A 22,162-nucleotide genomic window follows, 5' to 3' on the forward strand; every position below is an offset into this window, starting at 1 on the left:
CGGGTGAACCCGCTCCCACAGCGCCTGTGTTGATCTCGAGCGCAGTGCAGTACGGGTGGGGGCGGGTTTACCCGCGAAGAATCCAGCGCCGCTCTCCAGGCACAAAATTCCCCTCCACTCAGATGGCAAATGGCCTACGCTGTGCTTGTCTGGGTTGATTCAAAGTCTTATCTGCTCTGCGACAGGGACTAAATGAAGGGAAATCGCACACAAGAAGCGCCTAGGTTGGCAAGTATCATCTGGCCCTTCATCGCCGTTGTCGTGTTCCAGGTGTTGCTGGGTAGCCTCAGCCTTTATGCGTTGTCGGCGGTGCGTGCCTACGTCGCCGGTGAAAGCCTTTGGTCCAAGGCGCAGAAAGACGCCATCTATTACCTCAACCTGTATGCCGATGACCGCGACGAGCGTACCTATCAGCGCTATCGCCAGGTCATGGCCGTGCCCCAGGGCGACCACGAACTGCGTGAACTGCTCGACCAGGCCAGCCCGGACCTGCAAGGCGCCCGCCAGGCTGTGCTGCAGGGGGGCAACCACCCGGACGATGTCGACCGGATCATCTGGTTCTACCGTAATTTTCGCCAGGTCAGCTACATGCAGACGGCGATCGATTACTGGAACATCGGCGACGATTACCTGATCAAGCTCGATATGCTGGCCAGCGACATGCACGCGGGTTTTGCTGCGGGGCAGGTCAGCGCTGCCCAGCTCGCTGACTGGAAAGCCCGCATCGTCGCGATCAACGAAGGCGTCACGCCGGCCGCCAAGGCCTTCAGCGATGCGTTGGGCGAAGGCTCGCGGATGCTGCTTCGGGTGCTGCTGGTCACCAACCTGCTGACTGCGCTGTTCCTCATCACCTTTGCCTGGCGCCGTTCGAGCAAGCTGCTGGCCCAGCGCCAGGCCTTCGCCAATGCCCTGCGGGAAGAGAAGGAGCGGGCGCAGATCACCCTCGAGGCGATTGGTGACGCGGTGATCACCGCCGATGTCGAGGGCAATATCGGCTACATGAACCCCGCTGCCGAGCAGCTGACCCACTGGCAATCCGGGCAGGCCCTGGGGCTGCCGTTGGGGGCGTTGTTCAGCCTGCTCGACGAGCAGGAGGAGGGCGAAGGCAGCACGCTGGTCGAGCAGGTGCTCAGCGGCAGCCTCAAGGGCGGCGCTGAGCATGCCCGGCTGATCCAGCGCCTGGATGGCAGCACGGTCTCGGTCAACCTGGTCGGTTCGCCGATCATCAACAACGACCAGGTGGCGGGCATCGTGCTGGTGCTGCACGACATGACCCAAGAGCGCCAGTACATCGCCAACCTGTCCTGGCAAGCCACCCATGACGCCTTGACCGGCCTGGCCAACCGTCGCGAATTCGAATACCGCCTGGAACAGGCGCTCAATAGCCTGGTGCGCCAGGCCGGGCGGCATTCGCTGATGTTCCTCGACCTCGATCAGTTCAAGCTGGTCAACGACACCAGTGGCCATGCGGCGGGTGACGAGCTGCTCAGGCACATCTGCGCGGTGCTGCAGTCCGGGCTGCGCGAAGGTGACACCCTGGCGCGCCTGGGCGGCGATGAATTTGGTGTATTGCTGGAGAATTGCCCGTCCGAACAGTCCGAGCGCATCGCCGAGAACTTGCGCCAGGCCGTGCAGAGCCTGCACTTCGTGTGGAAGGGCAGGCCGTTCGTGACCACCGTCAGTATCGGCCTGGTGCACATCGCGCAGGTGCCGGGCACGCTGGAGGCCTCGTTGCGAGCTGCCGACATGGCCTGCTACATGGCCAAGGAAAAGGGCCGTAACCGGGTACAGGTGTACCACGCCGACGACAGCGAGCTGTCCATGCGCTTTGGCGAGATGGCCTGGATCCAGCGCCTGCACGTGGCGCTGGAGGAGAACCGCTTCTGCCTCTATTGCCAGGAAATCGCCGCGCTGAAAGACATCGAGGGGCCGGGCCATATCGAGATACTGCTGCGCCTGCATGACGAAAGCGGTCGCACCATCCTTCCCGACAGTTTCATCCCGGCCGCCGAGCGCTATGGCCTGATGACGGCGCTGGACCGCTGGGTGGTGCGCAACGTCTTCCAGGTCATACGCCAATGCCTGGATGAAGGGCGGGAGGGGCCGTTGGCAATGTGCGCGATCAACCTTTCGGGGACGAGCATCGGTGATGACAAGTTCCTTGAGTATCTGCAGCGGTTGTTCGTCGAATATGCCATTCCGCCGCGCATGGTCTGCTTCGAGATCACCGAGACCAGTGCCATCGCCAATCTGGGCAGCGCAATCCGCTTCATCAATGAATTGAAAGGGCTGGGTTGCAAGTTCTCGCTGGATGACTTCTGTGCCGGGATGTCGTCATTCGCCTATTTGAAACATTTACCGGTCGACTTCTTGAAGATCGACGGAAGTTTTGTCAAAGATATGCTCGACGACCCGGTCAATCGTGCCATGGTCGAGGTGATCAATCACATCGGCCACGTCATGGGCAAGCGGACCATCGCCGAGTTCGTCGAAACACCGTTGATCGAGCAGGCCTTGCAGGAGATCGGCGTGGATTACGCCCAGGGCTATCTGATTGAACGACCGCAGGTGTTCACCTGCGACAGTCTGCAGCGCCAACGGATTGCTGCGCGGCCCTTGCTGCATCGGGCGCCAGGTACTTTTCGCTGAACACACGTCCGCCAAATCACAAGGATCAAGGAGCTGAAAAGTGATTGATGCATTCGTACGTATCGGGCCCTTGATGGACCCGGCCAGTTACCCCCAGTGGGCCCAGCAGCTGATCGAGGATTGCCGCGAAAGCAAGCGCCGGGTGGTCGAACATGAGTTCTACCAGCGTCTGCGCGATGGCCAGCTGCGCCAGTCGACCATTCGCCAGTACCTGATCGGTGGCTGGCCGGTGGTCGAGCAGTTTTCCTTGTACATGGCCCATAACCTGACCAAGACCCGCTATGCCCGCCACCCTGGCGAAGACATGGCGCGGCGTTGGCTGATGCGCAATATCCGCGTCGAGCTCAACCATGCCGACTACTGGGTCAACTGGTGCCAGGCCCATGGCGTGCACCTGCACGAGCTGCAAGCGCAGGATGTACCGCCAGAACTGAACGGGCTGAACGACTGGTGCTGGCGGGTGTGCACCACCGAGTCGCTGGCGATTGCCATGGCGGCGACCAATTATGCGATCGAAGGGGCGACGGGCGAGTGGTCGGCGGTGGTCTGCGCTGAGGACACCTACGCCATGGGTTTCCCCGAGGATCAGCGCAAGCGGGCGATGAAGTGGTTGAAGATGCATGCCCAGTACGACGACGCGCACCCGTGGGAGGCGCTGGAGATCATCTGCACGCTGGCGGGCGAGAACCCGACCCTGGGGCTGCGCACCGAGCTGCGCAAGGCCATCTGCAAGAGCTATGACTGCATGTACCTGTTCCTGGAACGGTGCATGCAACTGGAAGGGCGCCAGCAAGGGCGCATGCGCCCGGCGTTGGCCGCTGGCTGAGTGCTGAACCGGCCTCTTCGCGGGTAAGCCCGCTCCTACAGGTATTGCATCTGCCTCAAGGCAGTGAAAATCCTGTGGCAGCGGGTTTACCCACGAAGAGGCCGAGCAGGCCACACAAGCCTTACTGGGCGTTGAACGCCTGGCCGTTCACCGCTTTGCTATCCGGCCCCATCAGGTACAGATAGACCGGCATGATGTCTTCCGGCAGCGGGTTGTTCTGCGGGTTCTCGCTCGGATACGCCTGGGCCCGCATCGCCGTGCGCGTAGCGCCGGGGTTGATGCTGTTGGAGCGCACTGGCGCCACGCCTTCCAGTTCATCGGCCAGGGTCTGCATGAGCCCTTCGGTGGCGAACTTCGACACCCCGTAGGCACCCCAGTAGGCCCGGCCCTTGCGCCCGACGCTGCTGGAGGTGAACACCACCGAGGCATCTTCAGACAACTTGAGTAGTGGCAACAAGGTGCTGGTGAGCATGAAGGTGGCGTCGACGTTGATATGCATCACGCGCATGAAGTTGTCGCCCGACAGCTGCTCCAGCGGCGTGCGCGGGCCGATGATCGAGGCATTGTTGAGCAGGCCGTCGAGGCGGCCGAACTGCTCCTCGATCATGACTGCCAGCTCGTCGTACTGATGGGGCAGGGAGGTTTCCAGGTTGAACGGGATCACCACCGGCTGTGGGTGGCCGGCGGCCTCGATCTGGTCGTAGACCTCGTTGAGGTTGGCCTCGGTCTTGCCCAGCAGCAGCACGGTAGCGCCCACGGCGGCATAGGCCTTGGCAGCAGCGGCGCCGATGCCGCGGCCGGCGCCGGTGACCAGGATGACGCGGCCGGCGAGCAGGCCGGGGCGGGCGGTGTAGTCGAACATGGTTCTGTCCTTCGAGTTCGTGGGAGCGACACCCGCTCCCACAAGGGCATAGGGCGGTGTTCAGCAGCCGCACAGGGCGCTGTCGATCACCTTGCGCAGTTCCAGCGGGTGGTCCACCACCACATCGGCGCCCCAGTTGTTCGGGTTGTCCTCTGGATGAATATAGCCGTAGCGCACCGCCGCCGTGCGGGTGCCGGCGTCGCGGCCGGACTCGATGTCGCGCAGGTCGTCGCCGACGAACAGCACGCTGGCAGGGTCCAGGTCCAGCGTCTTGCACGCGAGGATCAGCGGCTCCGGGTCGGGTTTGCTGTTCTTCACGTGGTCCGGGCAGATCAGCAGGGCCGAACGCTCGGCCAGGCCCAGTTGCTGCATGATCGGCTCGGCGAAGCGCACCGGCTTGTTGGTCACCACGCCCCACAGCAGGTTGCCCTTTTCGATGTCGGCCAGCAGCTCGCCCATGCCGTCGAACAGCTTGCTGTGCACGGCGCAGTCACGCTGGTAGCGCTCGAGGAATTCCAGGCGCAGGGCCTCGAAGCCTTCGGCCTCGGGGGCCATGGCGAAGGTGGCCGCAACCATGGCGCGGGCGCCGCCGGAAATCACGTCGCGGATCCGCTGGTCATCGATGGCCGGCAGGCCGCGCTCGGCGAGCATGGCCTGGCAGATGGCGATGAAGTCCGGCGCCGTGTCGAGCAGGGTGCCGTCCATGTCGAAGAGTACTGCTCGCAAACGCATGGTCATTCCTCGCGCAGGGTCTGGATCATGTAGTTGACGTCAACGTCGCTGCTGAGCTTGTAGTGCTTGGTCAGCGGGTTGTAGGTCAGGCCGATGATGTCCTTGACCTCGAGGCCGGCGACACGGCTCCAGGCGCCGAGCTCGGACGGGCGGATGAACTTCTTGAAGTCGTGGGTGCCGCGCGGCAGCATCTTGAGGATGTACTCGGCGCCGACGATGGCCAGCAGGTAGGCCTTCGGGTTGCGGTTGATGGTCGAGAAGAACACCTGGCCACCGGGCTTGACCATGCGGTAGCAGGCGCGGATTACCGACGACGGGTCGGGTACGTGCTCGAGCATTTCCAGGCAGGTGACCACGTCGAACTGCTCGGGCATCTCTTCGGCCAGGGCTTCGGCGGTGATCTGCCGGTATTCGACCTCGACGCCCGACTCCAGCTGGTGCAGCTGGGCGACCGCCAGGGGGGCCTCACCCATGTCGATGCCAGTCACGGTGGCGCCGCGCAGGGCCATGGCCTCGCTGAGGATGCCACCGCCGCAGCCGACGTCCAGCACCTTCTTGCCCGCCAGGCCGACGCGCTCGTCGATCCAGTTGACGCGCAGCGGGTTGATGTCGTGCAGCGGCTTGAACTCGCTTTCGCGGTCCCACCAGCGGTGGGCCAAGGCTTCGAACTTGGCGATTTCGGCGTGGTCGACGTTGCTCATTGAACAATCCTCTGGAACTTGCACTTCAAATGGGGCGCAGTATACCCGAGCGTCTGCGGCCGAGGGTCGCTATAATCGCCGGCTTTTGATATCCGAACGACGGGGAGAGGCAATGCGCGAGCGACTTTTGGCGGCGGAGAAGGTGACCGGGATGCGCTGGCAAGGCGGCGCCCTGCACCTGCTCGACCAGCGCCTGCTGCCGTCGGAAGAACGCTGGCTGACCTGCGACAATGTCGCGCAGGTGGCGGCGGCGATCCGCGACATGGCTGTGCGTGGCGCCGCTGCCATCGGCATTGCCGCTGCCTATGGCCTGGTCCTGGCCCTAGAAGAGCGCCTGGCCCAGGGTGGCGACTGGGAAATGGACCTGGAAGAGGACTTCCTCAGCCTGGCCGAAGCCCGGCCCACCGCGGCCAACCTGTTCTGGGCGCTGAACCGCATGCGTGAGCGCCTGCTGCGGGTGCGTGGCGCCGAAGACGTGCTGGCCGCGCTGGAAGCCGAAGCGATTGCCATCCATGAAAGTGACCGCGAAGCCAACCTGACCATGGCCCAGCACGGTATCGAGCTGATCCGTCGCCACCAGGGCAACGAGCAGACCTTGCTCACCTACGGCAACGCCGGCGCCCTGGCCAGTGGCGGCATCGGTACGGCCCTGGGGGTGATTCGCGCCGGTTATCTGGAGGGGATGGTCGAGCGGGTGTACGCCGGCGAGACCCGCCCTTGGCTGCAGGGCTCGCGCCTGACGGCCTGGGAGCTGGCCAACGAGGGCATCCCGGTGACGTTGTGTGCCGACTCGGCGCTGGCCCACCTGATGAAGACCAAGGGCATCACCTGGGTGGTGGTCGGCGCCGACTGCATCGCCGCCAATGGCGATATGGCGAGCAAGATCGGCACTTACCAGCTGGCCGTCAGTGCCATGCACCACGGCGTGCGCTTCATGGTGGTGGCGCCCAGCACCAGCATCGACCTCAACCTGGCCACCGGTGAGGACATTCCGCTGGAGGAGCGTGAGGCCGATGAGTTGCTGGACTACGCCGGTACCCGTGTGGCACCGCCGGTAGAGGCGTTCAACCCGGTGTTCGACGTGACCCCGGCCGACCTGATCGACGTGATCGTCACCGAGCGCGGCATCGTCGAGCGGCCGGATACCGCCAAGCTGGCCCAGTTGATGTGCCGCAAGCGGTTGCATTGATCGGGGGTGGGGCGTGGGATTTTCAGCGCCTGTGATATCGAGCGCTGCCCGCGCGGCGCATCGCGGATAAATCCGCTCCTGCAAGGCAGGCAACCATGGCGTAACAGGTTCGGCACGTTGCAACAACTGTAGGAGCGAATTTATCCGCGATGCGCCGCGCGGGCGGCGCGCGGTCTTACGGGCAACACAAAACTCAAGGCAAGCACCCTCGCGCCATATCTCCCCACCGCCCCGCCTTTGTGATAACATCCGGCAGTTTCCAAGACCGCCCACGAAGGCGGCCTTCATTGCGCAGATCCATGCAACAACTCATTGATTTGTCGTAAGTCGTCGCACCTCTATGCGTTGCGGCGGCGAGCTTCGTTCGGCCCTTGATGGAGCTGCGAAGTTTCACCAGAAAAAGGAATCAGGCTTCTCATGGGCGAACTGGCCAAAGAAATCCTCCCGGTCAATATCGAAGACGAACTGAGACAGTCTTACCTCGACTACGCGATGAGCGTGATTGTCGGGCGAGCGCTGCCCGATGCGCGTGATGGCTTGAAGCCCGTGCATCGTCGCGTTCTCTATGCGATGAGCGAACTGGGCAACGACTGGAACAAGCCGTACAAGAAATCCGCCCGTGTGGTCGGTGACGTGATCGGTAAGTACCACCCGCACGGCGACACTGCGGTCTACGACACCATCGTGCGTATGGCCCAGCCGTTCTCGCTGCGCTACCTGCTGGTCGACGGCCAGGGCAACTTCGGTTCGGTCGACGGCGACAATGCCGCCGCCATGCGATACACCGAAGTGCGCATGACCAAGCTGGCCCACGAACTGCTGGCCGACCTGCACAAAGAAACCGTCGACTGGGTACCCAACTACGACGGCACCGAGCAGATCCCGGCAGTCATGCCGACCCGTATCCCCAACCTGCTGGTCAACGGTTCCAGCGGTATCGCCGTGGGCATGGCGACCAACATCCCGCCGCACAACCTCGGTGAAGTCATCGATGGTTGCCTGGCGCTGATCGACAACCCGGACGTCACCGTGGATGAGCTGATGCAGTTCATCCCCGGCCCGGACTTCCCGACTGCCGGCATCATCAACGGCCGTCAGGGCATCATCGAGGCCTACCGCACCGGCCGTGGCCGCATCTACATGCGCGCCCGCTCCGAAATCGAAGACATCGACAAGGTCGGTGGCCGCCAGCAGATCGTCATCACCGAGCTGCCGTACCAGCTGAACAAGGCCCGCCTGATCGAGAAGATCGCCGAGCTGGTCAAAGAGAAGAAGATCGAAGGCATCACCGAGCTGCGCGACGAGTCCGACAAGGACGGCATGCGCATCGTCATCGAGCTGCGCCGCGGCGAGGTGCCGGAGGTGGTGCTCAACAACCTCTACCAGCAGACCCAGCTGCAGAGCGTGTTCGGCATCAACGTGGTCGCCCTGGTCGACGGTCGCCCGCGCCTGCTCAACCTCAAGGACCTGCTCGAAGCGTTCGTCCGTCACCGCCGCGAAGTGGTGACCCGCCGCACCGTGTTCGAGCTGCGCAAGGCCCGTGAACGCGGCCACATCCTCGAAGGCCAGGCGGTCGCGCTGTCCAACATCGACCCGGTGATTGCCCTGATCAAGGCCTCGCCGACGCCGTCCGAGGCCAAGGAAGCGCTGGTTTCCACGCCGTGGGAATCCAGTGCCGTGCAGGTCATGGTCGAGCGCGCCGGCGCCGATTCCTGCCGCCCTGAAGACCTGCCGGAGCAGTACGGCCTGCGTGAAGGCAAGTATTACCTGTCGCCGGAACAGGCCCAGGCCATCCTCGACCTGCGCCTGCACCGCCTGACCGGCCTGGAGCACGAGAAGCTGCTGGCCGAGTACCAGGAAATCCTCGAGCAGATCGGCGAGCTGATCCGCATCCTCAGCAGCGCCCAGCGCCTGATGGAAGTGATCCGTGAAGAACTCGAAGCGATCCGTGCCGAATACGGCGATGCCCGTCGCACCGAAATCCTCGATGCCCGTCACGACCTCAACTACGGCGACATGATCCCGGAAGAAGAGCGCGTGGTGACCATTTCCCACGGCGGCTATGCCAAGACCCAGCCGCTGTCCGCCTACCAGGCCCAGCGCCGCGGCGGCAAGGGCAAGTCGGCCACCGGCGTGAAGGACGAGGACTACATCGAGCACCTGCTGGTCGCCAACAGTCACGCCACCCTGTTGCTGTTCTCCAGCAAGGGCAAGGTGTACTGGCTGAAGACCTACGACATCCCTGAAGCCTCGCGCGCTGCCCGTGGCCGCCCGCTGGTCAACCTGCTGCCGCTGGAAGAGGGTGAGCGCATCACCGCCATGCTGCAGATCGACCTCGAGGCCCTGCAGCAGAACGCCGACCCGGAAGAAGAGCTGGAAGACGGTGATGAGGGTGTCATCGAAGGCGAAATCGTCGAAGCTGAAGAAATCGACGAGGAAGACGGCGACACCCCTGAGTGGGTCGCTGAGCCGACCGGCGCCTATATCTTCATGGCCACCGCTTCCGGTACCGTCAAGAAGACCCCGCTGGCACAGTTTGCCCGCCCACGCTCCAGCGGCCTGATCGCCCTGAAGCTGAAGGAAGGCGACACCTTGATCGCAGCGGCGATCACCGACGGCGCCAAGGAAGTCATGATGTTCTCCGACGCCGGCAAGGTCATCCGCTTCGCCGAGAGCGTGGTTCGCGAAATGGGCCGTACCGCCCGCGGCGTGCGCGGCATGAAGCTGGGCAAGGGCCAGCGGATCATTTCGATGCTGATCCCGGAATCCGGCGCGCAGATCCTCACCGCTTCCGAGCGTGGCTTCGGCAAGCGCACCCAGCTGTCCAAGTTCCCGCGTCGCGGGCGTGGCGGCCAGGGCGTGATCGCCATGGGCACCAAGGGGCGCAACGGCTTGCTGATCGGCGCCATCCAGGTGCAGGAAGGCGAGGAAATCATGCTGATTTCCGACCAGGGCACCCTGGTGCGCACGCGGGTCGGTGAGGTGTCGAGCCTGGGTCGTAACACCCAGGGTGTGACCCTGATCAAGCTGGCCACCGATGAAACCCTGGTGGGCCTGGAGCGTATCCAGGAGCCATCCGAGGACGAACTCGATGATGTGATCGAGACGGACGAGGAGGGCGTCCAGGCCGATGCGCCGGACGATGAAGCTGCAGGTGCCGAAGAGGCTCCGCAGGAATAAGCAAGCGTGAACCCGAGCGGGGCGACCAAGGTCGCCCCGTTTGACTGATTACAGCAGGCAACGCGATTGTGGAATCTGCCCTTTGTGGGAGCGGCCTTGTGTCGCGAAAGGGTCGCGAAGCGGCCCCCCTGATTCCAGCGTCAACGCATGGATTGCCGGGGCTGCTTTGCAGCCCATTCGCGACACAAGGCCGCTCCCACAAGGGTGTTGTGCGGCCCGCAACTTAAGATTTTGTTCTATTTGGCAGAGCGAGAGTGGATGTGAGCAAACGAGCCTTTAACTTCTGCGCAGGCCCTGCCGCGCTTCCTGACGCTGTGTTGCAGCGTGCCCAGGCCGAAATGCTGGACTGGAACGGCAAGGGCTTGTCGGTGATGGAGATGAGCCATCGCAGCGACGACTACGTGGCCATCGCCGAAAAGGCCGAGCAGGACCTGCGTGACCTGCTGTCCGTCCCCTCGAACTACAAGGTCCTGTTCCTGCAGGGCGGTGCCAGCCAGCAGTTCGCGGAGATTCCGCTGAACCTGTTGCCGGAAAACGGCACTGCCGACTACATCGAAACCGGTATCTGGTCGAAAAAGGCGATCGAGGAAGCGCGCCGCTTTGGCACCGTCAATGTGGCCGCCAGCGCCAAGCCGTACGATTACCTGGCCATTCCGGGCCAGAACGAGTGGAAGCTGACCAAGAACGCCGCTTACGTCCACTATGCGTCCAACGAGACCATCGGTGGCCTGCAGTTCGACTGGGTTCCGGAAACCGGCGACGTCCCGCTGGTGGTCGACATGTCCTCCGACATTCTCTCGCGCCCGATCGACGTTTCGCAGTACGGCATGATCTATGCCGGCGCGCAGAAGAACATCGGCCCGAGCGGGCTGGTGGTGGTGATCGTTCGTGAAGACCTCATCGGCCGCGCCCGCAGCAGCTGCCCGACCATGCTCGACTACAAGGTCGCAGCCGACAACGGCTCGATGTACAACACCCCGGCCACTTACTCCTGGTACCTCTCGGGCCTGGTGTTCGAATGGCTCAAGGAGCAGGGTGGCGTCGAGGCCATGGAGCAGCGCAACCGCGCCAAGAAGGACCGCCTGTACGGCTTCATCGACGCCAGCGAGTTCTACACCAACCCGATCAGCCACAACGCCCGTTCGTGGATGAACGTGCCTTTCCGCCTGGCTGACGAGCGCCTGGACAAGGCCTTCCTCGCCGGTGCCGATGCCCGTGGCCTGCTCAACCTCAAGGGCCACCGCTCGGTTGGCGGCATGCGCGCCTCGATCTACAACGCCCTGGGCCTGGACGCGGTAGAAGGCCTGGTGGCCTACATGGCCGAATTCGAGAAGGAGCACGGCTGATGTCCGAACAGGAACTCAAAGCCCTGCGCGTACGCATCGACAGCCTCGACGAAAAGATCCTCGAGCTGATCAGCGATCGCGCCCGTTGCGCCGAAGAAGTGGCGCGGGTCAAGACCGCGTCCCTGGCTGAAGGCGAGAAGCCGGTGTTCTACCGCCCCGAGCGCGAGGCCGCGGTGCTCAAGCGCGTGATGGAGCGCAACAAGGGCCCGCTGGGCAACGAAGAGATGGCGCGGTTGTTCCGCGAAATCATGTCCTCCTGCCTGGCCCTGGAGGAACCGCTCAAGGTCGCCTACCTCGGCCCTGAGGGCACCTTCACCCAGGCTGCGGCCATGAAGCACTTCGGCCATGCCGTGGTCAGCCGCCCGATGGCGGCCATCGACGAAGTGTTCCGCGAAGTGGCGGCCGGTGCCGTCAACTTTGGCGTCGTCCCGGTGGAAAACTCCACCGAAGGTGCGGTCAGCCACACCCTGGACAGCTTCCTCGAGCACGACATGGTGATCTGCGGCGAAGTCGAGCTGCGCATCCACCATCACCTGCTGGTGGGCGAGAACACCAAGACCAACAGCATCACCCGCATCTACTCCCACGCCCAGTCACTGGCCCAGTGCCGCAAGTGGCTGGACGCGCACTACCCGAATGTCGAGCGCGTGGCGGTTTCGAGCAACGCCGAGGCGGCCAAGCGGGTCAAGGGCGAGTGGAATTCGGCGGCGATCGCCGGCGATATGGCGGCCAACCTGTATGGCCTGACTCGTCTGGCCGAGAAGATCGAAGACCGCCCGGACAACTCCACGCGCTTCCTGATGATCGGTCAGCAAGAAGTGCCGCCGACCGGCGATGACAAGACTTCGATCATCGTCTCGATGAGCAACAAGCCAGGGGCGCTGCATGAGCTGCTGGTGCCGTTCCACGAGAACGGCATCGACCTGACCCGTATCGAAACCCGCCCGTCGCGCAGCGGCAAGTGGACCTACGTGTTCTTCATCGACTTCGTCGGCCACCACCGTGACCCGCTGATCAAGGCGGTACTGGAGAAGATCAGCCAGGAGGCCGTGGCGCTCAAGGTGCTGGGTTCCTATCCGAAGGCAGTGCTTTGATCTGAGGTTGTTGGGGCCGCTCCGCGCCCCTCGCGGCTGAAACCGCTCCCGTAGGAGCGGATTTATCCGCGATGGGCGGCAACGCCGCCCCAATGGTCTCGCAGAACTGCCTAGATTTCTGAACAGGGTTCGCACCAGTGGTAAATGCAGCAAAAACCAAACCCGCGCCAATCATCGATCGCCTGGTCGTAGTCGGCCTCGGCCTGATCGGTGGCTCCTTCGCCAAGGGCCTGCGTGAAAGCGGCCTGTGCCGCGAAGTGGTCGGCGTCGATCTGGACGCCCCGTCGCGCAAGCTGGCTGTCGAGCTGGGCGTGGTCGACCGTTGCGAAGAAGACCTCGCGGCCGCCTGCATCGGCGCCGACGTCATCCAGCTCGCCGTGCCGATCCTGGCCATGGAAAAGGTCCTCGCCCGCCTGGCCCGGCTTGACCTCGGCAATGCCGTGATCACCGACGTCGGCAGCGCCAAGGGCAATGTCGTGCGTGAAGCGCGTGCCGTCTTCGGTGAGCGCCTGCCGCGCTTCGTGCCCGGGCACCCCATCGCCGGTTCCGAGCAGAGCGGGGTAGAGGCCTCCAACGCTGCCCTGTTCCGTCGGCACAAGGTCATCCTTACGCCGCTTGAAGAGACCGACCCCACCGCCCTGGCCCTGGTCGACCGCCTGTGGCGTGCGCTGGATGCCGATGTCGAACACATGCCGGTGGCGCGCCATGACGAAGTGCTGGCAGCCACCAGTCACCTGCCGCACCTGCTGGCCTTTGGCTTGGTCGATTCGCTGGCCAAGCGCAATGAAAACCTCGACATCTTCCGGTACGCTGCGGGAGGTTTCCGCGATTTCACGCGGATCGCCGGTAGCGACCCGACCATGTGGCACGACATCTTCCTCGCCAACCGCGAGGCCGTCCTGCGCACCCTGGACACATTTCGCAGCGACCTCGACGCCTTGCGCGACGCAGTCGATGCTGGGGACGGGCACCAGCTGCTGGGTGTTTTCACTCGTGCACGCGTTGCCCGCGAGCATTTCAGTAAAATCCTGGCCCGCCGGGCCTATGTGGACGCTATGAACGCCAACGATCTGATTTTCCTGGCCCAACCGGGTGGCCGCCTGACCGGGCGAATCCGCGTACCGGGCGACAAGTCGATTTCCCACCGTTCGATCATGCTCGGCTCGCTGGCCGAAGGCACGACCGAAGTCGAAGGTTTCCTCGAGGGCGAGGACGCCCTGGCGACCCTGCAGGCATTCCGTGACATGGGTGTGGTCATCGAAGGTCCGAACCATGGCCGCGTGACCATCCACGGCGTCGGCCTGCACGGCCTCAAGCCGCCACCTGGGCCGCTTTACGTCGGCAACTCCGGCACCTCGATGCGCCTGCTCTCCGGCCTGCTGGCCGGCCAGCCGTTCGATGTCACCATGACCGGCGACGCCTCGCTGTCCAAGCGCCCGATGAACCGCGTGGCCAACCCGCTGCGCGAAATGGGCGCGGTGGTCGAGACTGGCCCCGACGGCCGACCGCCGCTGACCATTCGTGGCGGTAGCAAGCTGAAGGCGCTGACCTACACGCTGCCGATGGCCAGTGCCCAGGTCAAATCCTGCCTGCTGCTGGCAGGCCTGTACGCAGAAGGCAAGACCACCGTCACCGAGCCGGCCCCGACCCGTGACCACACCGAGCGCATGCTGCGCGGCTTCGGCTACGCGGTCGAGAGCAACGGCCCGGTCGCCTCGCTGCAATCCGGTGGCAAGCTCACCGCTACCCGTATCGAAGTGCCAGCAGACATCTCGTCGGCGGCATTCTTCCTGGTGGCTGCATCGATTGCCGAAGGCTCCGAGCTGGTGCTCGAGCACGTCGGCATCAACCCGACCCGTACCGGCGTGATCGACATCCTGCGCCTGATGGGCGGCGACATCACCCTGGAGAACCAGCGTGAAGTCGGCGGCGAGCCCGTGGCCGACCTGCGCGTGCGGGGTGCCAAGCTGAAGGGTATCGATATCCCTGAAGAGCTGGTGCCGCTGGCCATCGACGAATTCCCGGTGCTGTTCGTGGCCGCTGCCTGCGCCGAAGGGCGTACCGTGCTGCGTGGCGCCGAAGAGTTGCGGGTCAAGGAATCGGACCGCATCCAGGTGATGGCCGACGGCCTGATCACCCTGGGTATCCAGTGCGAGCCGACCCCGGACGGCATCATCATCGAGGGAGGCCAGCTTGGCGGTGGCGAAGTGCACGGTCACGGTGACCACCGTATCGCCATGGCCTTCAGCGTTGCCTCGCTGCGTGCCAGCGCACCGATCCGCATCCATGACTGCGCCAACGTCGCCACCTCGTTCCCGAACTTCCTCAAGCTGTGCGCCGACGTCGGCATCCGCGTCGCCGAAGAGGGCAAAGCGTGAATAGCCTGGCACCGGTCATCACCATCGACGGCCCAAGCGGCTCCGGTAAAGGGACGGTCGCCGGGCTGCTGGCCCGCGAGCTTGGCTGGCACCTGCTGGATTCCGGCGCGCTCTACCGCTTGCTGGCCTTCAACGCCAGCAATCACGGCGTCGACCTGACCAATGAAGAGCTGCTGACCAAGCTTGCCGCCCATCTGGATGTGCAGTTCATCGCCGCCCAGCCCGGTAAGCTTCAACAGACCATTCTCGAGGGCGAGGACGTCAGCCAGGTCATCCGTACCGAAACCGTCGGTGCCGGTGCTTCGATGGTCGCCTCGCTGCCGGCAGTGCGTGATGCGCTGCTGGAGCGCCAGCGCGCGTTCCGGGAAATGCCAGGCCTGATCGCAGACGGTCGCGACATGGGCACCGTGGTGTTCCCGGACGCGCCGCTGAAGGTGTTCCTCACCGCCAGTGCCGAGGAGCGCGCCCGTCGCCGCTACCTGCAGTTGAAGGGCAAGGGCGAAGATGTTAGTCTGTCGAGTCTGCTAGATGAGATTCGTGCGCGTGATGAACGTGACACACAGCGTGCAGTGGCCCCGCTGAAACCAGCGGCCGATGCCATTCAGCTGGACTCTACCGAGTTGTCCATCGAGCAGGTGTTGCAACGTATCAGGAGCGAGCTCGCCCAGCGCGACTTGGTCTGATAGCCAGGAAAGCAGGCGGGGGCACCAGTCAACGTCCTGCCGGCTTTCCTTTACTTAAAACAAACCCACATTGTCTGGAATGTGGCGATGGGCGTCTGTTTCGCCCGAATCTACAGGAATTAAAATGAGCGAAAGCTTTGCAGAACTCTTTGAAGAAAGCCTGAAAACCCTCAATCTTCAGCCGGGTGCCATCATCTCCGGTATCGTTGTCGACATCGACGGCGACTGGGTTACCGTACACGCTGGCCTGAAGTCCGAGGGCGTCATCCCGCTCGAGCAGTTCTACAACGAAGCTGGCGAGCTGACCATCAAGGTCGGTGACGAAGTTCACGTTGCGCTGGACGCGGTCGAAGACGGCTTTGGCGAAACCAAACTGTCCCGTGAAAAAGCCAAGCGCGCCGAGTGCTGGATTGTTCTGGAAGCAGCTTTCGCCGCCGAAGAAGTGGTCAAGGGCGTTATCAACGGTAAGGTTAAGGGCGGCTTCACTGTCGACGTTAACGGCATCCGTGCGTTCCTGCCGGGCTCCTTGGTTGATGTCCGCCCAGTGCGCGACACCACCCACCTGGAAGGCAAAGAGCTGGAATTCAAGGTCATCAAGCTGGACCAGAAGCGCAACAACGTTGTCGTTTCCCGTCGCAGCGTGCTGGAAGCCGAGAACTCCGCCGAGCGCGAAGCCCTGCTGGAAACCCTGCAGGAAGGCCAGCAAGTCAAAGGTATCGTCAAGAACCTCACCGACTACGGCGCATTCGTGGACCTGGGCGGTATCGACGGCCTGCTGCACATCACCGACATGGCCTGGAAGCGCATCAAGCACCCATCGGAAATCGTTAACGTTGGCGACGAAGTCGACGTACGCGTTCTGAAGTTCGACCGTGAGCGCAACCGCGTTTCCCTGGGTCTGAAGCAGATGGGCGAAGATCCGTGGGTCGCTATCACTGCACGTTACCCAGAAGGTACCCGTGTACAGGCTCGCGTTACCAACCTGACCGACTACGGCTGCTTCGCTGAGCTGGAAGAAGGCGTTGAAGGTCTGGTACACGTTTCCGAAATGGACTGGACCAACAAGAACATCCACCCGTCGAAAGTCGTTCAGGTTGGCGACGAAGTGGAAGTCATGGTTCTGGACATCGACGAAGAGCGTCGTCGTATCTCCCTGGGCATCAAGCAGTGCAAGTCCAACCCATGGGAAGACTTCTCCGGCCAGTTCAACAAGGGTGACAAGATCACCGGTACCATCAAGTCGATCACCGACTTCGGTATCTTCATCGGTCTGGACGGCGGCATCGACGGCCTGGTTCACCTGTCCGACATCTCCTGGAACGAAACCGGCGAAGAAGCCGTACGTCGTTTCAAGAAGGGCGACGAGCTGGAAACCGTCATCCTGTCGGTTGACCCAGAGCGCGAGCGCATCTCCCTGGGCATCAAGCAGCTGGAAGACGATCCGTTCTCCAACTTCGTTGCTGTCAACGACAAGGGCGCTATCGTCAAGGGCATCGTGAAAGAAGTTGACGCCAAAGGCGCCATCGTCACCCTGGCCGACGACATCGAAGCCACTCTGAAAGCTTCCGAAATCAGCCGTGACCGCGTTGAAGACGCGCGTAACGTCCTGAAGGAAGGCGAAGAGATCGAAGCCAAGATCATCAGCGTTGACCGCAAATCGCGCGTCATCAGCCTGTCGATCAAGTCGAAAGACGACGCTGAAGAGCGTGAAGCCATCCAGAGCCTGAAAAACGCTCCGGAAGCGGCTGCCGACACCACCATGGCCGCGCTGCTGCGCGAAGCTATGGCCAAGCAGAACTGAGTTCTGTTTGATCGGTAAAAAGGGGTGGCCTTCGGGCCACCCCTTTTTTTGCCTGGATTTCTATTCAGGCTGGCGCGCCCCCAGTCCTGATGTGCTTATTTCCTAACACGCCAATCTTGAATTTTTTTATTAAGTCAAGAACCACCCTGTTCAAATCCCTCCGAGCGTGCTACAAACTGATTAAGCAATGATCTAGCTGCTTGATAACGAAGGGAAAAATATGACGAAGTCGGAGCTGATCGAACGTATTGTCACCCATCAGGGGCTGCTCTCGTCCAAGGACGTGGAGTTGGCCATCAAGACCATGCTTGAACAGATGTCCCAATGCCTGGCCACTGGCGATCGCATCGAGATCCGCGGTTTTGGCAGTTTTTCCTTGCACTATCGCGCCCCGCGGGTAGGTCGCAATCCCAAGACCGGTCAGTCGGTCGAGCTCGAAGGTAAATTCGTACCGCACTTCAAGCCGGGCAAAGAGCTGCGGGACCGGGTGAACGAAGAAGAGCACGAGCACTCTTGAGTCATAAGGAAGGAGCAACCTGATGCGTAACCTCAAGCGCGCCCTGGCGGTGTTGTTCGTGCTGCTGTTGGCGGCTGTGGTGCTGTTCTTCGTATTGGAGAACCAACAGGCGGTGGCGCTGGTACTATTCGGCTGGACGGCGCCGGCGATGCCGGTAGCGGTGCCGGTGCTGGCTGCTTTGGTGGTTGGCTTGGCCGTTGGCCCGCTGCTGGGGGCCTACGGCGTGCAACGCAGCAAGCGCAAGATCCGCGCATCGGCACGTCAGGCGGTACTGAGCGAAAGATGAAAATTCCTACGCCCATGTAGGAATTTCTCACCTATCCGTGCGCCCACCGAAATGGAGTAATAGGTACTTCATTTCCGGTCTTGGTGAGCGTGCAGCAGTATGGAATTTCCCTCCCTTTCCCATCATGGTGGTACCCGGAGCGTCACCGGTTCGTGCCATCAGCTTCATCTTGACCCGACAACCAGCGTGTTGATCGATTGTGGCCTCGAGCAAGGGCGTGAGGCCTCTCCAGGCGCGGAATTTGCGCCTCTTGGCTTTGATATCACGGGTATCCAGGCGCTCGTCATTACTCACGTCCACATGGACCATGTTGGCCGCATCCCGGCGTTGCTGGCCGCTGGTTTCCGTGGGCCTATTTTGTGTAGCGAGCCCTCGGCCAGGCTCTTGCCGTTGGTGCTGGAAGATGCCTACAAGCTGGGTATCAGCGCTGACCCCGTCCAGGTAGACCGCTACCTGGCGCTGTTGCAGCGTCTTATCGTTCCGCTTCCTTTCGAGCAGTGGCATTGCGTCGTAGAGCAGGGCGGGGTGGCCTGTTCCATTCGCCTGCAGCGTGCCGGTCATCTGCTTGGCTCGGCTTATGTGGAGTGCGATGTGCGCACTGAAGGGCGGGAAGCCAGCTCACGCATCGTATTTTCGGGCGACTTGGGTGCGCCCGGTAATCCACTGTTACGCCCCGTTCAGCCCCCGGAGCGAGCCGATGTGCTGGTGCTGGAGAGCACTTACGGTGACCGGCTGCATGCAGACCGTAGTGACCGCCAGCAACGACTCGAAGCCGTCATAGATCGGGCGCTGGCCGACAACGGTACCATTCTGATTCCGGCTTTCAGCCTGGGGCGCACCCAGGAGTTGCTGTACGAGATCGAAGACATCCTCCACCGCAAGGCGCTGCTCAGTGAGACTCGTGAAGCCCAAGGCGACGACCCGCTGCAGGCGATCGACTGGTCGCGCTTGCCAGTTATCTTGGACTCGCCGCTGGCCCAGCGCATCACCCAGGCTTACCGCGAACTGCATGAATACTGGAATCACGAAGCTCGGCAGCGGCTGGAGGAGGGTAGGGCGCCGCTGGGGTTTGCCCAGTTGGTGTGCGTTGACACCCATGCCAAGCATCAGAAGGTGGTGAGCTACCTAAAAAGCACTGGGCGGCCGGCGATCGTGATTGCCGGCAATGGCATGTGCTCGGGCGGGCGGATTGTCAATTATCTCAAGGCCATGCTGGGGGATCCGCGGCATGAGGTGGTGTTTGTCGGGTATCAGGCGAAGGGGACGCCGGGGGCGGTGATACAGGCGAGTGAGGGGGCGGAGGGATTTGTGCAGATTGATCTTGATGGTCGGATGTATGAAATCCGCGCCAAGGTAATTACCTTGGCGGGGTATTCGGGGCATGCTGATCAGGAGGGATTGGTGAGCTTTGCAATCGGGCAGCGAATGGTGCCAGGCAAGGTGTTGCTTGTGCATGGTGAGCTAGAAGCCAAGCATGCGTTGGCTGGTGCCTTAAAATCTCGAGCTGCGCATATCAAGCATGCGACTGCTGTCAGTATTGCCTGAAAGTGTTTGGGTTGTGAAATTGGTGTTCGAGTAAGCGGTGCAAGTCTAAATTTGATATCATTATGCCATTGATGGTGCATTTGCTAATAATTATCAATTCGAAGAATGAGACATCGGCTTGTTTTGTGAGTGACTGAAGGACTGATGTTCATTTGAGCTGTACCCTGTAGAAGTGCTGGTTATCTGATTTGACAACAGAGTGAGTCGTGCATTGAGAGTCTTGGTTACAGGTGCTTCTGGCTTTGTTGGCCGGGCGCTGGTCGAGCAGTTGTGCCTAGAAAGTGAACTGCAAATACGAGTAGCGCTGCGCTCCTTGAGCGAGATGCCTATCACCGAGTCGGTTCAAGTCGGTGATATCAGCAGTGCGACCGATTGGAGGCTGGCGCTGGCTGAAATCGATGTGGTTGTCCATCTTGCTGCGCGCGCGCACATAATGGATGACAGCGCTGTAGATTCTCTCGCCGAGTTCAGGAAAATCAATACGGCGGGTACGCTAAATTTGGCTCGACAGGCTGCGACGGCCGGCGTCAAGCGCTTTGTTTTTATCAGCAGCATTGGCGTTAATGGCGCGCAGACTTATGGGCAGGCCTTTACTGAGTTGAGTCCGGTCGCGCCGCATTCACCCTACGCGCAGTCTAAATACGAGGCAGAATGTGGATTGCTCGAACTGATTGGTCCGGGAAGCATGGAAGTTGTCATAATTCGACCTCCTATGATTTTTGCAGCGCATGCGCCGGGTAACTTTGCGCGTTTGATGAAGTTGATATCCTATCCAGTTCCCCTGCCGTTGGGGGGAGCACGTAATCGGCGTAGCCTGATCTCTTTGCACAACCTTATCAGTTTTATCGAGGTCTGTCTGAAAAGCCCGCGTGCAGCCAATCAAGTGTTCTTGGTCAGTGACGGGGATGATATTTCAACTGAGGAAATGGTCCGTCACTTGGCCCTGGGTATGGGTTTTCGGCGTTGGCTGTTTGCATTTCCCCAGTTCGTTATTGCCTGGCTGGCTGCGGTGATGGGTAGGAGAAACATGTACATCCAGCTTTTCGGCTCGCTTCAGGTTGACTCGAGCAAGGCGCGCGATTTGTTGCGATGGACGCCAAGCATGAGCACCCGCCAGTCGCTGGAGGAAGCTGGGAAGAAGTTCAGGGCTGGGTCTAAGCATCCGTCGGCCTTTTAGCCGCAGGCCGCTCGTGGATGTAAGCGAATGTGAACGCGCTCTGAATGTGATAGGTTTGGCGGCTGGCCGACGCCCTTGCCGGGCTGGGGGCCGCCGAATCGGCCTGGAAGAGGGCTTGAAACTGATTGCACAACACTTCTGGAAACGCGCCGACAATGAGCCTCGCTTGGCTGGTCCCTATTACTTTTGCCCTCTCCTTTGCCTTGACGGCAGCGCTGCGGCGGTATGCCCTGTCACAGAGTCTGCTGGATATTCCCAATTCGCGCAGTTCACACAAAACGCCTACGCCGCGGGGTGGCGGGGTTGCGATTGTCCTGACCTTTTTAGCAGCGTTGGCGCTTCTAGGATGGCTCGGCCAGGTTCCGCTTTATGCCTGCCTGGCTCTGGGCGGGGCGGGCTCCTTGGTGGCCGTCATCGGCTTCATGGATGATCATGGGCACATCGATGCACGCTGGCGCTTACTTGGTCATTTCATGGCGGCTGCCTGGGCGCTCTACTGGCTCGGTGGTATGCCCGCATTGATGGTGTTTGGCATGTCTGTCGAATTGGGGGGGGTGGGTACCGTTCTGGGACTGCTATATCTCGTCTGGATGCTCAATCTATACAACTTCATGGATGGTATTGATGGCATTGCCAGTGTTCAGGCGATTAGTTGCTGTGTCGGGGCATGCCTGCTTTACGGGCTTACTGGCCACTCGTCAGATATCTGGGCGCCGCTGTTGCTTGCACTATCCGCGGCTGGCTTCCTATGCTGGAATTTTCCGCCAGCGCGGATTTTCATGGGTGACGCCGGCAGTGGGTTTTTGGGGATAGCGCTTGGCGTGTTGTCGCTACATGCCGCAACGTTCAGGCCTGAGCTGTTCTGGTGCTGGCTGATTCTCATGGGTGTGTTCGTTGTCGATGCCACGGTGACCTTGCTGCGGCGGTTGTTGCGTGGGGACAAGGTCTACGAGGCTCATCGAAGTCATGCATACCAGTATGCTTCACGACAGTTCGGTAGGCATCTGCCGGTCACGGTGTTCGTATTGCTGATCAACCTTTGCTGGTTGCTGCCGATAGCCTTGGGTACCGCTGTATTTGGCCTGGACGGGGGAGTGGGCGTGTTGTTGGGATACGCGCCGCTGGTGATGCTGGCTTTTAAGTTTCAAGCAGGAAAGCGAGAGGCTGATGTTTGAATTGGATAAGCGGCGCTATGG

17 protein-coding genes are annotated in these 22,162 nt (G+C 61.8%); 14 read left to right on the plus strand and 3 right to left on the minus strand.

What is annotated here, in order from left to right; genetic code table 11:
- Window positions 1-192: 192 nt before the first annotated feature.
- Window positions 193-2,649, plus strand: coding sequence for an EAL domain-containing protein (locus tag HU738_RS00785; protein ID WP_186602063.1), 2,457 nt, complete (start codon window positions 193-195; stop codon window positions 2,647-2,649).
- Between the two features lie 40 nt (window positions 2,650-2,689).
- On the plus strand, window positions 2,690-3,475 hold the full coding sequence (locus HU738_RS00790) for an iron-containing redox enzyme family protein (RefSeq protein WP_176507385.1): 786 nt from the start codon (window positions 2,690-2,692) through the stop codon (window positions 3,473-3,475).
- A 121-nt stretch (window positions 3,476-3,596) separates the two neighbouring features.
- On the opposite strand, the gene HU738_RS00795 is transcribed toward HU738_RS00790, so the two are convergent.
- From HU738_RS00795 to ubiG, 3 genes are read right to left on the minus strand one after another with little or no spacing between them, the layout of a single operon-like run.
- Window positions 3,597-4,337, minus strand: a complete 741-nt coding sequence (locus HU738_RS00795) for a YciK family oxidoreductase (protein WP_186602062.1) — start codon at window positions 4,335-4,337, stop codon at window positions 3,597-3,599.
- A 60-nt stretch (window positions 4,338-4,397) separates the two neighbouring features.
- Window positions 4,398-5,069 carry an N-acetylmuramic acid 6-phosphate phosphatase MupP gene (gene mupP, locus HU738_RS00800; RefSeq protein ID WP_176507383.1) on the minus strand — a complete coding sequence of 224 codons (672 nt, stop codon included), beginning with the start codon at window positions 5,067-5,069 and terminating at the stop codon, window positions 4,398-4,400.
- Window positions 5,070-5,071: 2 nt separating this feature from the next.
- Window positions 5,072-5,770 (minus strand): bifunctional 2-polyprenyl-6-hydroxyphenol methylase/3-demethylubiquinol 3-O-methyltransferase UbiG, encoded by a 699-nt coding sequence (ubiG, locus tag HU738_RS00805; RefSeq protein WP_027918179.1) that lies wholly within the window; start codon window positions 5,768-5,770, stop codon window positions 5,072-5,074.
- A gap of 112 nt (window positions 5,771-5,882) precedes the next feature.
- Between ubiG and mtnA the strand changes: the two genes are divergently transcribed.
- From mtnA to HU738_RS00865, 12 genes are all read left to right on the plus strand, one after another.
- On the plus strand, window positions 5,883-6,959 hold the full coding sequence (mtnA, locus tag HU738_RS00810; RefSeq protein ID WP_186602061.1) for an S-methyl-5-thioribose-1-phosphate isomerase: 1,077 nt from the start codon (window positions 5,883-5,885) through the stop codon (window positions 6,957-6,959).
- Window positions 6,960-7,376: 417 nt separating this feature from the next.
- Window positions 7,377-10,139: a DNA gyrase subunit A gene (gene gyrA, locus HU738_RS00815; RefSeq protein ID WP_186602060.1), complete on the plus strand. Its 2,763-nt coding sequence runs from the start codon at window positions 7,377-7,379 to the stop codon at window positions 10,137-10,139.
- Between the two features lie 260 nt (window positions 10,140-10,399).
- Window positions 10,400-11,485, plus strand: a complete 1,086-nt coding sequence (serC, locus tag HU738_RS00820; RefSeq protein WP_186602057.1) for a 3-phosphoserine/phosphohydroxythreonine transaminase — start codon at window positions 10,400-10,402, stop codon at window positions 11,483-11,485.
- Window positions 11,485-12,579 carry a prephenate dehydratase gene (gene pheA, locus HU738_RS00825; RefSeq protein ID WP_085675434.1) on the plus strand — a complete coding sequence of 365 codons (1,095 nt, stop codon included), beginning with the start codon at window positions 11,485-11,487 and terminating at the stop codon, window positions 12,577-12,579. The genes serC and pheA overlap by 1 nt, the downstream gene beginning before the upstream one ends.
- 137 nt (window positions 12,580-12,716) lie before the next feature.
- A complete protein-coding gene (locus HU738_RS00830; RefSeq protein WP_186602048.1) occupies window positions 12,717-14,957 on the plus strand; it encodes a bifunctional prephenate dehydrogenase/3-phosphoshikimate 1-carboxyvinyltransferase in 2,241 nt (746 codons plus the stop codon).
- Window positions 14,954-15,640, plus strand: coding sequence for a (d)CMP kinase (gene cmk / locus HU738_RS00835; RefSeq protein WP_054886603.1), 687 nt, complete (start codon window positions 14,954-14,956; stop codon window positions 15,638-15,640). The genes HU738_RS00830 and cmk overlap by 4 nt, the downstream gene beginning before the upstream one ends.
- Before the next feature lie 124 nt (window positions 15,641-15,764).
- Complete coding sequence (gene rpsA / locus HU738_RS00840) at window positions 15,765-17,441, plus strand: 30S ribosomal protein S1 (RefSeq protein WP_012313291.1); 1,677 nt, start codon at window positions 15,765-15,767, stop codon at window positions 17,439-17,441.
- A 220-nt stretch (window positions 17,442-17,661) separates the two neighbouring features.
- Window positions 17,662-17,958 carry an integration host factor subunit beta gene (gene ihfB / locus HU738_RS00845; RefSeq protein WP_176507377.1) on the plus strand — a complete coding sequence of 99 codons (297 nt, stop codon included), beginning with the start codon at window positions 17,662-17,664 and terminating at the stop codon, window positions 17,956-17,958.
- Window positions 17,959-17,980: 22 nt separating this feature from the next.
- Window positions 17,981-18,244, plus strand: a complete 264-nt coding sequence (locus HU738_RS00850) for a lipopolysaccharide assembly protein LapA domain-containing protein (RefSeq protein WP_186602047.1) — start codon at window positions 17,981-17,983, stop codon at window positions 18,242-18,244.
- Between the two features lie 99 nt (window positions 18,245-18,343).
- Window positions 18,344-19,789, plus strand: a complete 1,446-nt coding sequence (locus HU738_RS00855; RefSeq protein WP_186602046.1) for an MBL fold metallo-hydrolase RNA specificity domain-containing protein — start codon at window positions 18,344-18,346, stop codon at window positions 19,787-19,789.
- A 199-nt stretch (window positions 19,790-19,988) separates the two neighbouring features.
- Entirely contained in the window at window positions 19,989-20,966 is a 978-nt protein-coding gene (locus tag HU738_RS00860; RefSeq protein ID WP_367616150.1) for an NAD-dependent epimerase/dehydratase family protein, read from the plus strand.
- 155 nt (window positions 20,967-21,121) lie between these two features.
- The gene (locus tag HU738_RS00865) at window positions 21,122-22,141 is read left to right on the plus strand and encodes an MraY family glycosyltransferase (protein ID WP_186602045.1); all 1,020 of its coding nucleotides are present in this window, start codon (window positions 21,122-21,124) and stop codon (window positions 22,139-22,141) included.
- Window positions 22,142-22,162 lie beyond the last annotated feature (21 nt).

It is taken from the genome of Pseudomonas vlassakiae, from assembly GCF_014269035.2.
Lineage (GTDB): Bacteria > Pseudomonadota > Gammaproteobacteria > Pseudomonadales > Pseudomonadaceae > Aquipseudomonas > Aquipseudomonas vlassakiae.

Coding starts and splice junctions, on each gene's coding strand:
- HU738_RS00855 (WP_186602046.1), top strand. CDS start 18,344: ATGGAATTTCCCTCCCTTTCCCATCATGGTGGTACCCGGAGCGTCACC.
- HU738_RS00795 (WP_186602062.1), bottom strand. CDS start 4,337: ATGTTCGACTACACCGCCCGCCCCGGCCTGCTCGCCGGCCGCGTCATC.
- HU738_RS00850 (WP_186602047.1), top strand. CDS start 17,981: ATGCGTAACCTCAAGCGCGCCCTGGCGGTGTTGTTCGTGCTGCTGTTG.
- HU738_RS00865 (WP_186602045.1), top strand. CDS start 21,122: ATGAGCCTCGCTTGGCTGGTCCCTATTACTTTTGCCCTCTCCTTTGCC.
- HU738_RS00785 (WP_186602063.1), top strand. CDS start 193: ATGAAGGGAAATCGCACACAAGAAGCGCCTAGGTTGGCAAGTATCATC.
- mupP (WP_176507383.1), bottom strand. CDS start 5,069: ATGCGTTTGCGAGCAGTACTCTTCGACATGGACGGCACCCTGCTCGAC.
- ubiG (WP_027918179.1), bottom strand. CDS start 5,770: ATGAGCAACGTCGACCACGCCGAAATCGCCAAGTTCGAAGCCTTGGCC.
- gyrA (WP_186602060.1), top strand. CDS start 7,377: ATGGGCGAACTGGCCAAAGAAATCCTCCCGGTCAATATCGAAGACGAA.
- pheA (WP_085675434.1), top strand. CDS start 11,485: ATGTCCGAACAGGAACTCAAAGCCCTGCGCGTACGCATCGACAGCCTC.
- ihfB (WP_176507377.1), top strand. CDS start 17,662: ATGACGAAGTCGGAGCTGATCGAACGTATTGTCACCCATCAGGGGCTG.
- rpsA (WP_012313291.1), top strand. CDS start 15,765: ATGAGCGAAAGCTTTGCAGAACTCTTTGAAGAAAGCCTGAAAACCCTC.
- mtnA (WP_186602061.1), top strand. CDS start 5,883: ATGCGCGAGCGACTTTTGGCGGCGGAGAAGGTGACCGGGATGCGCTGG.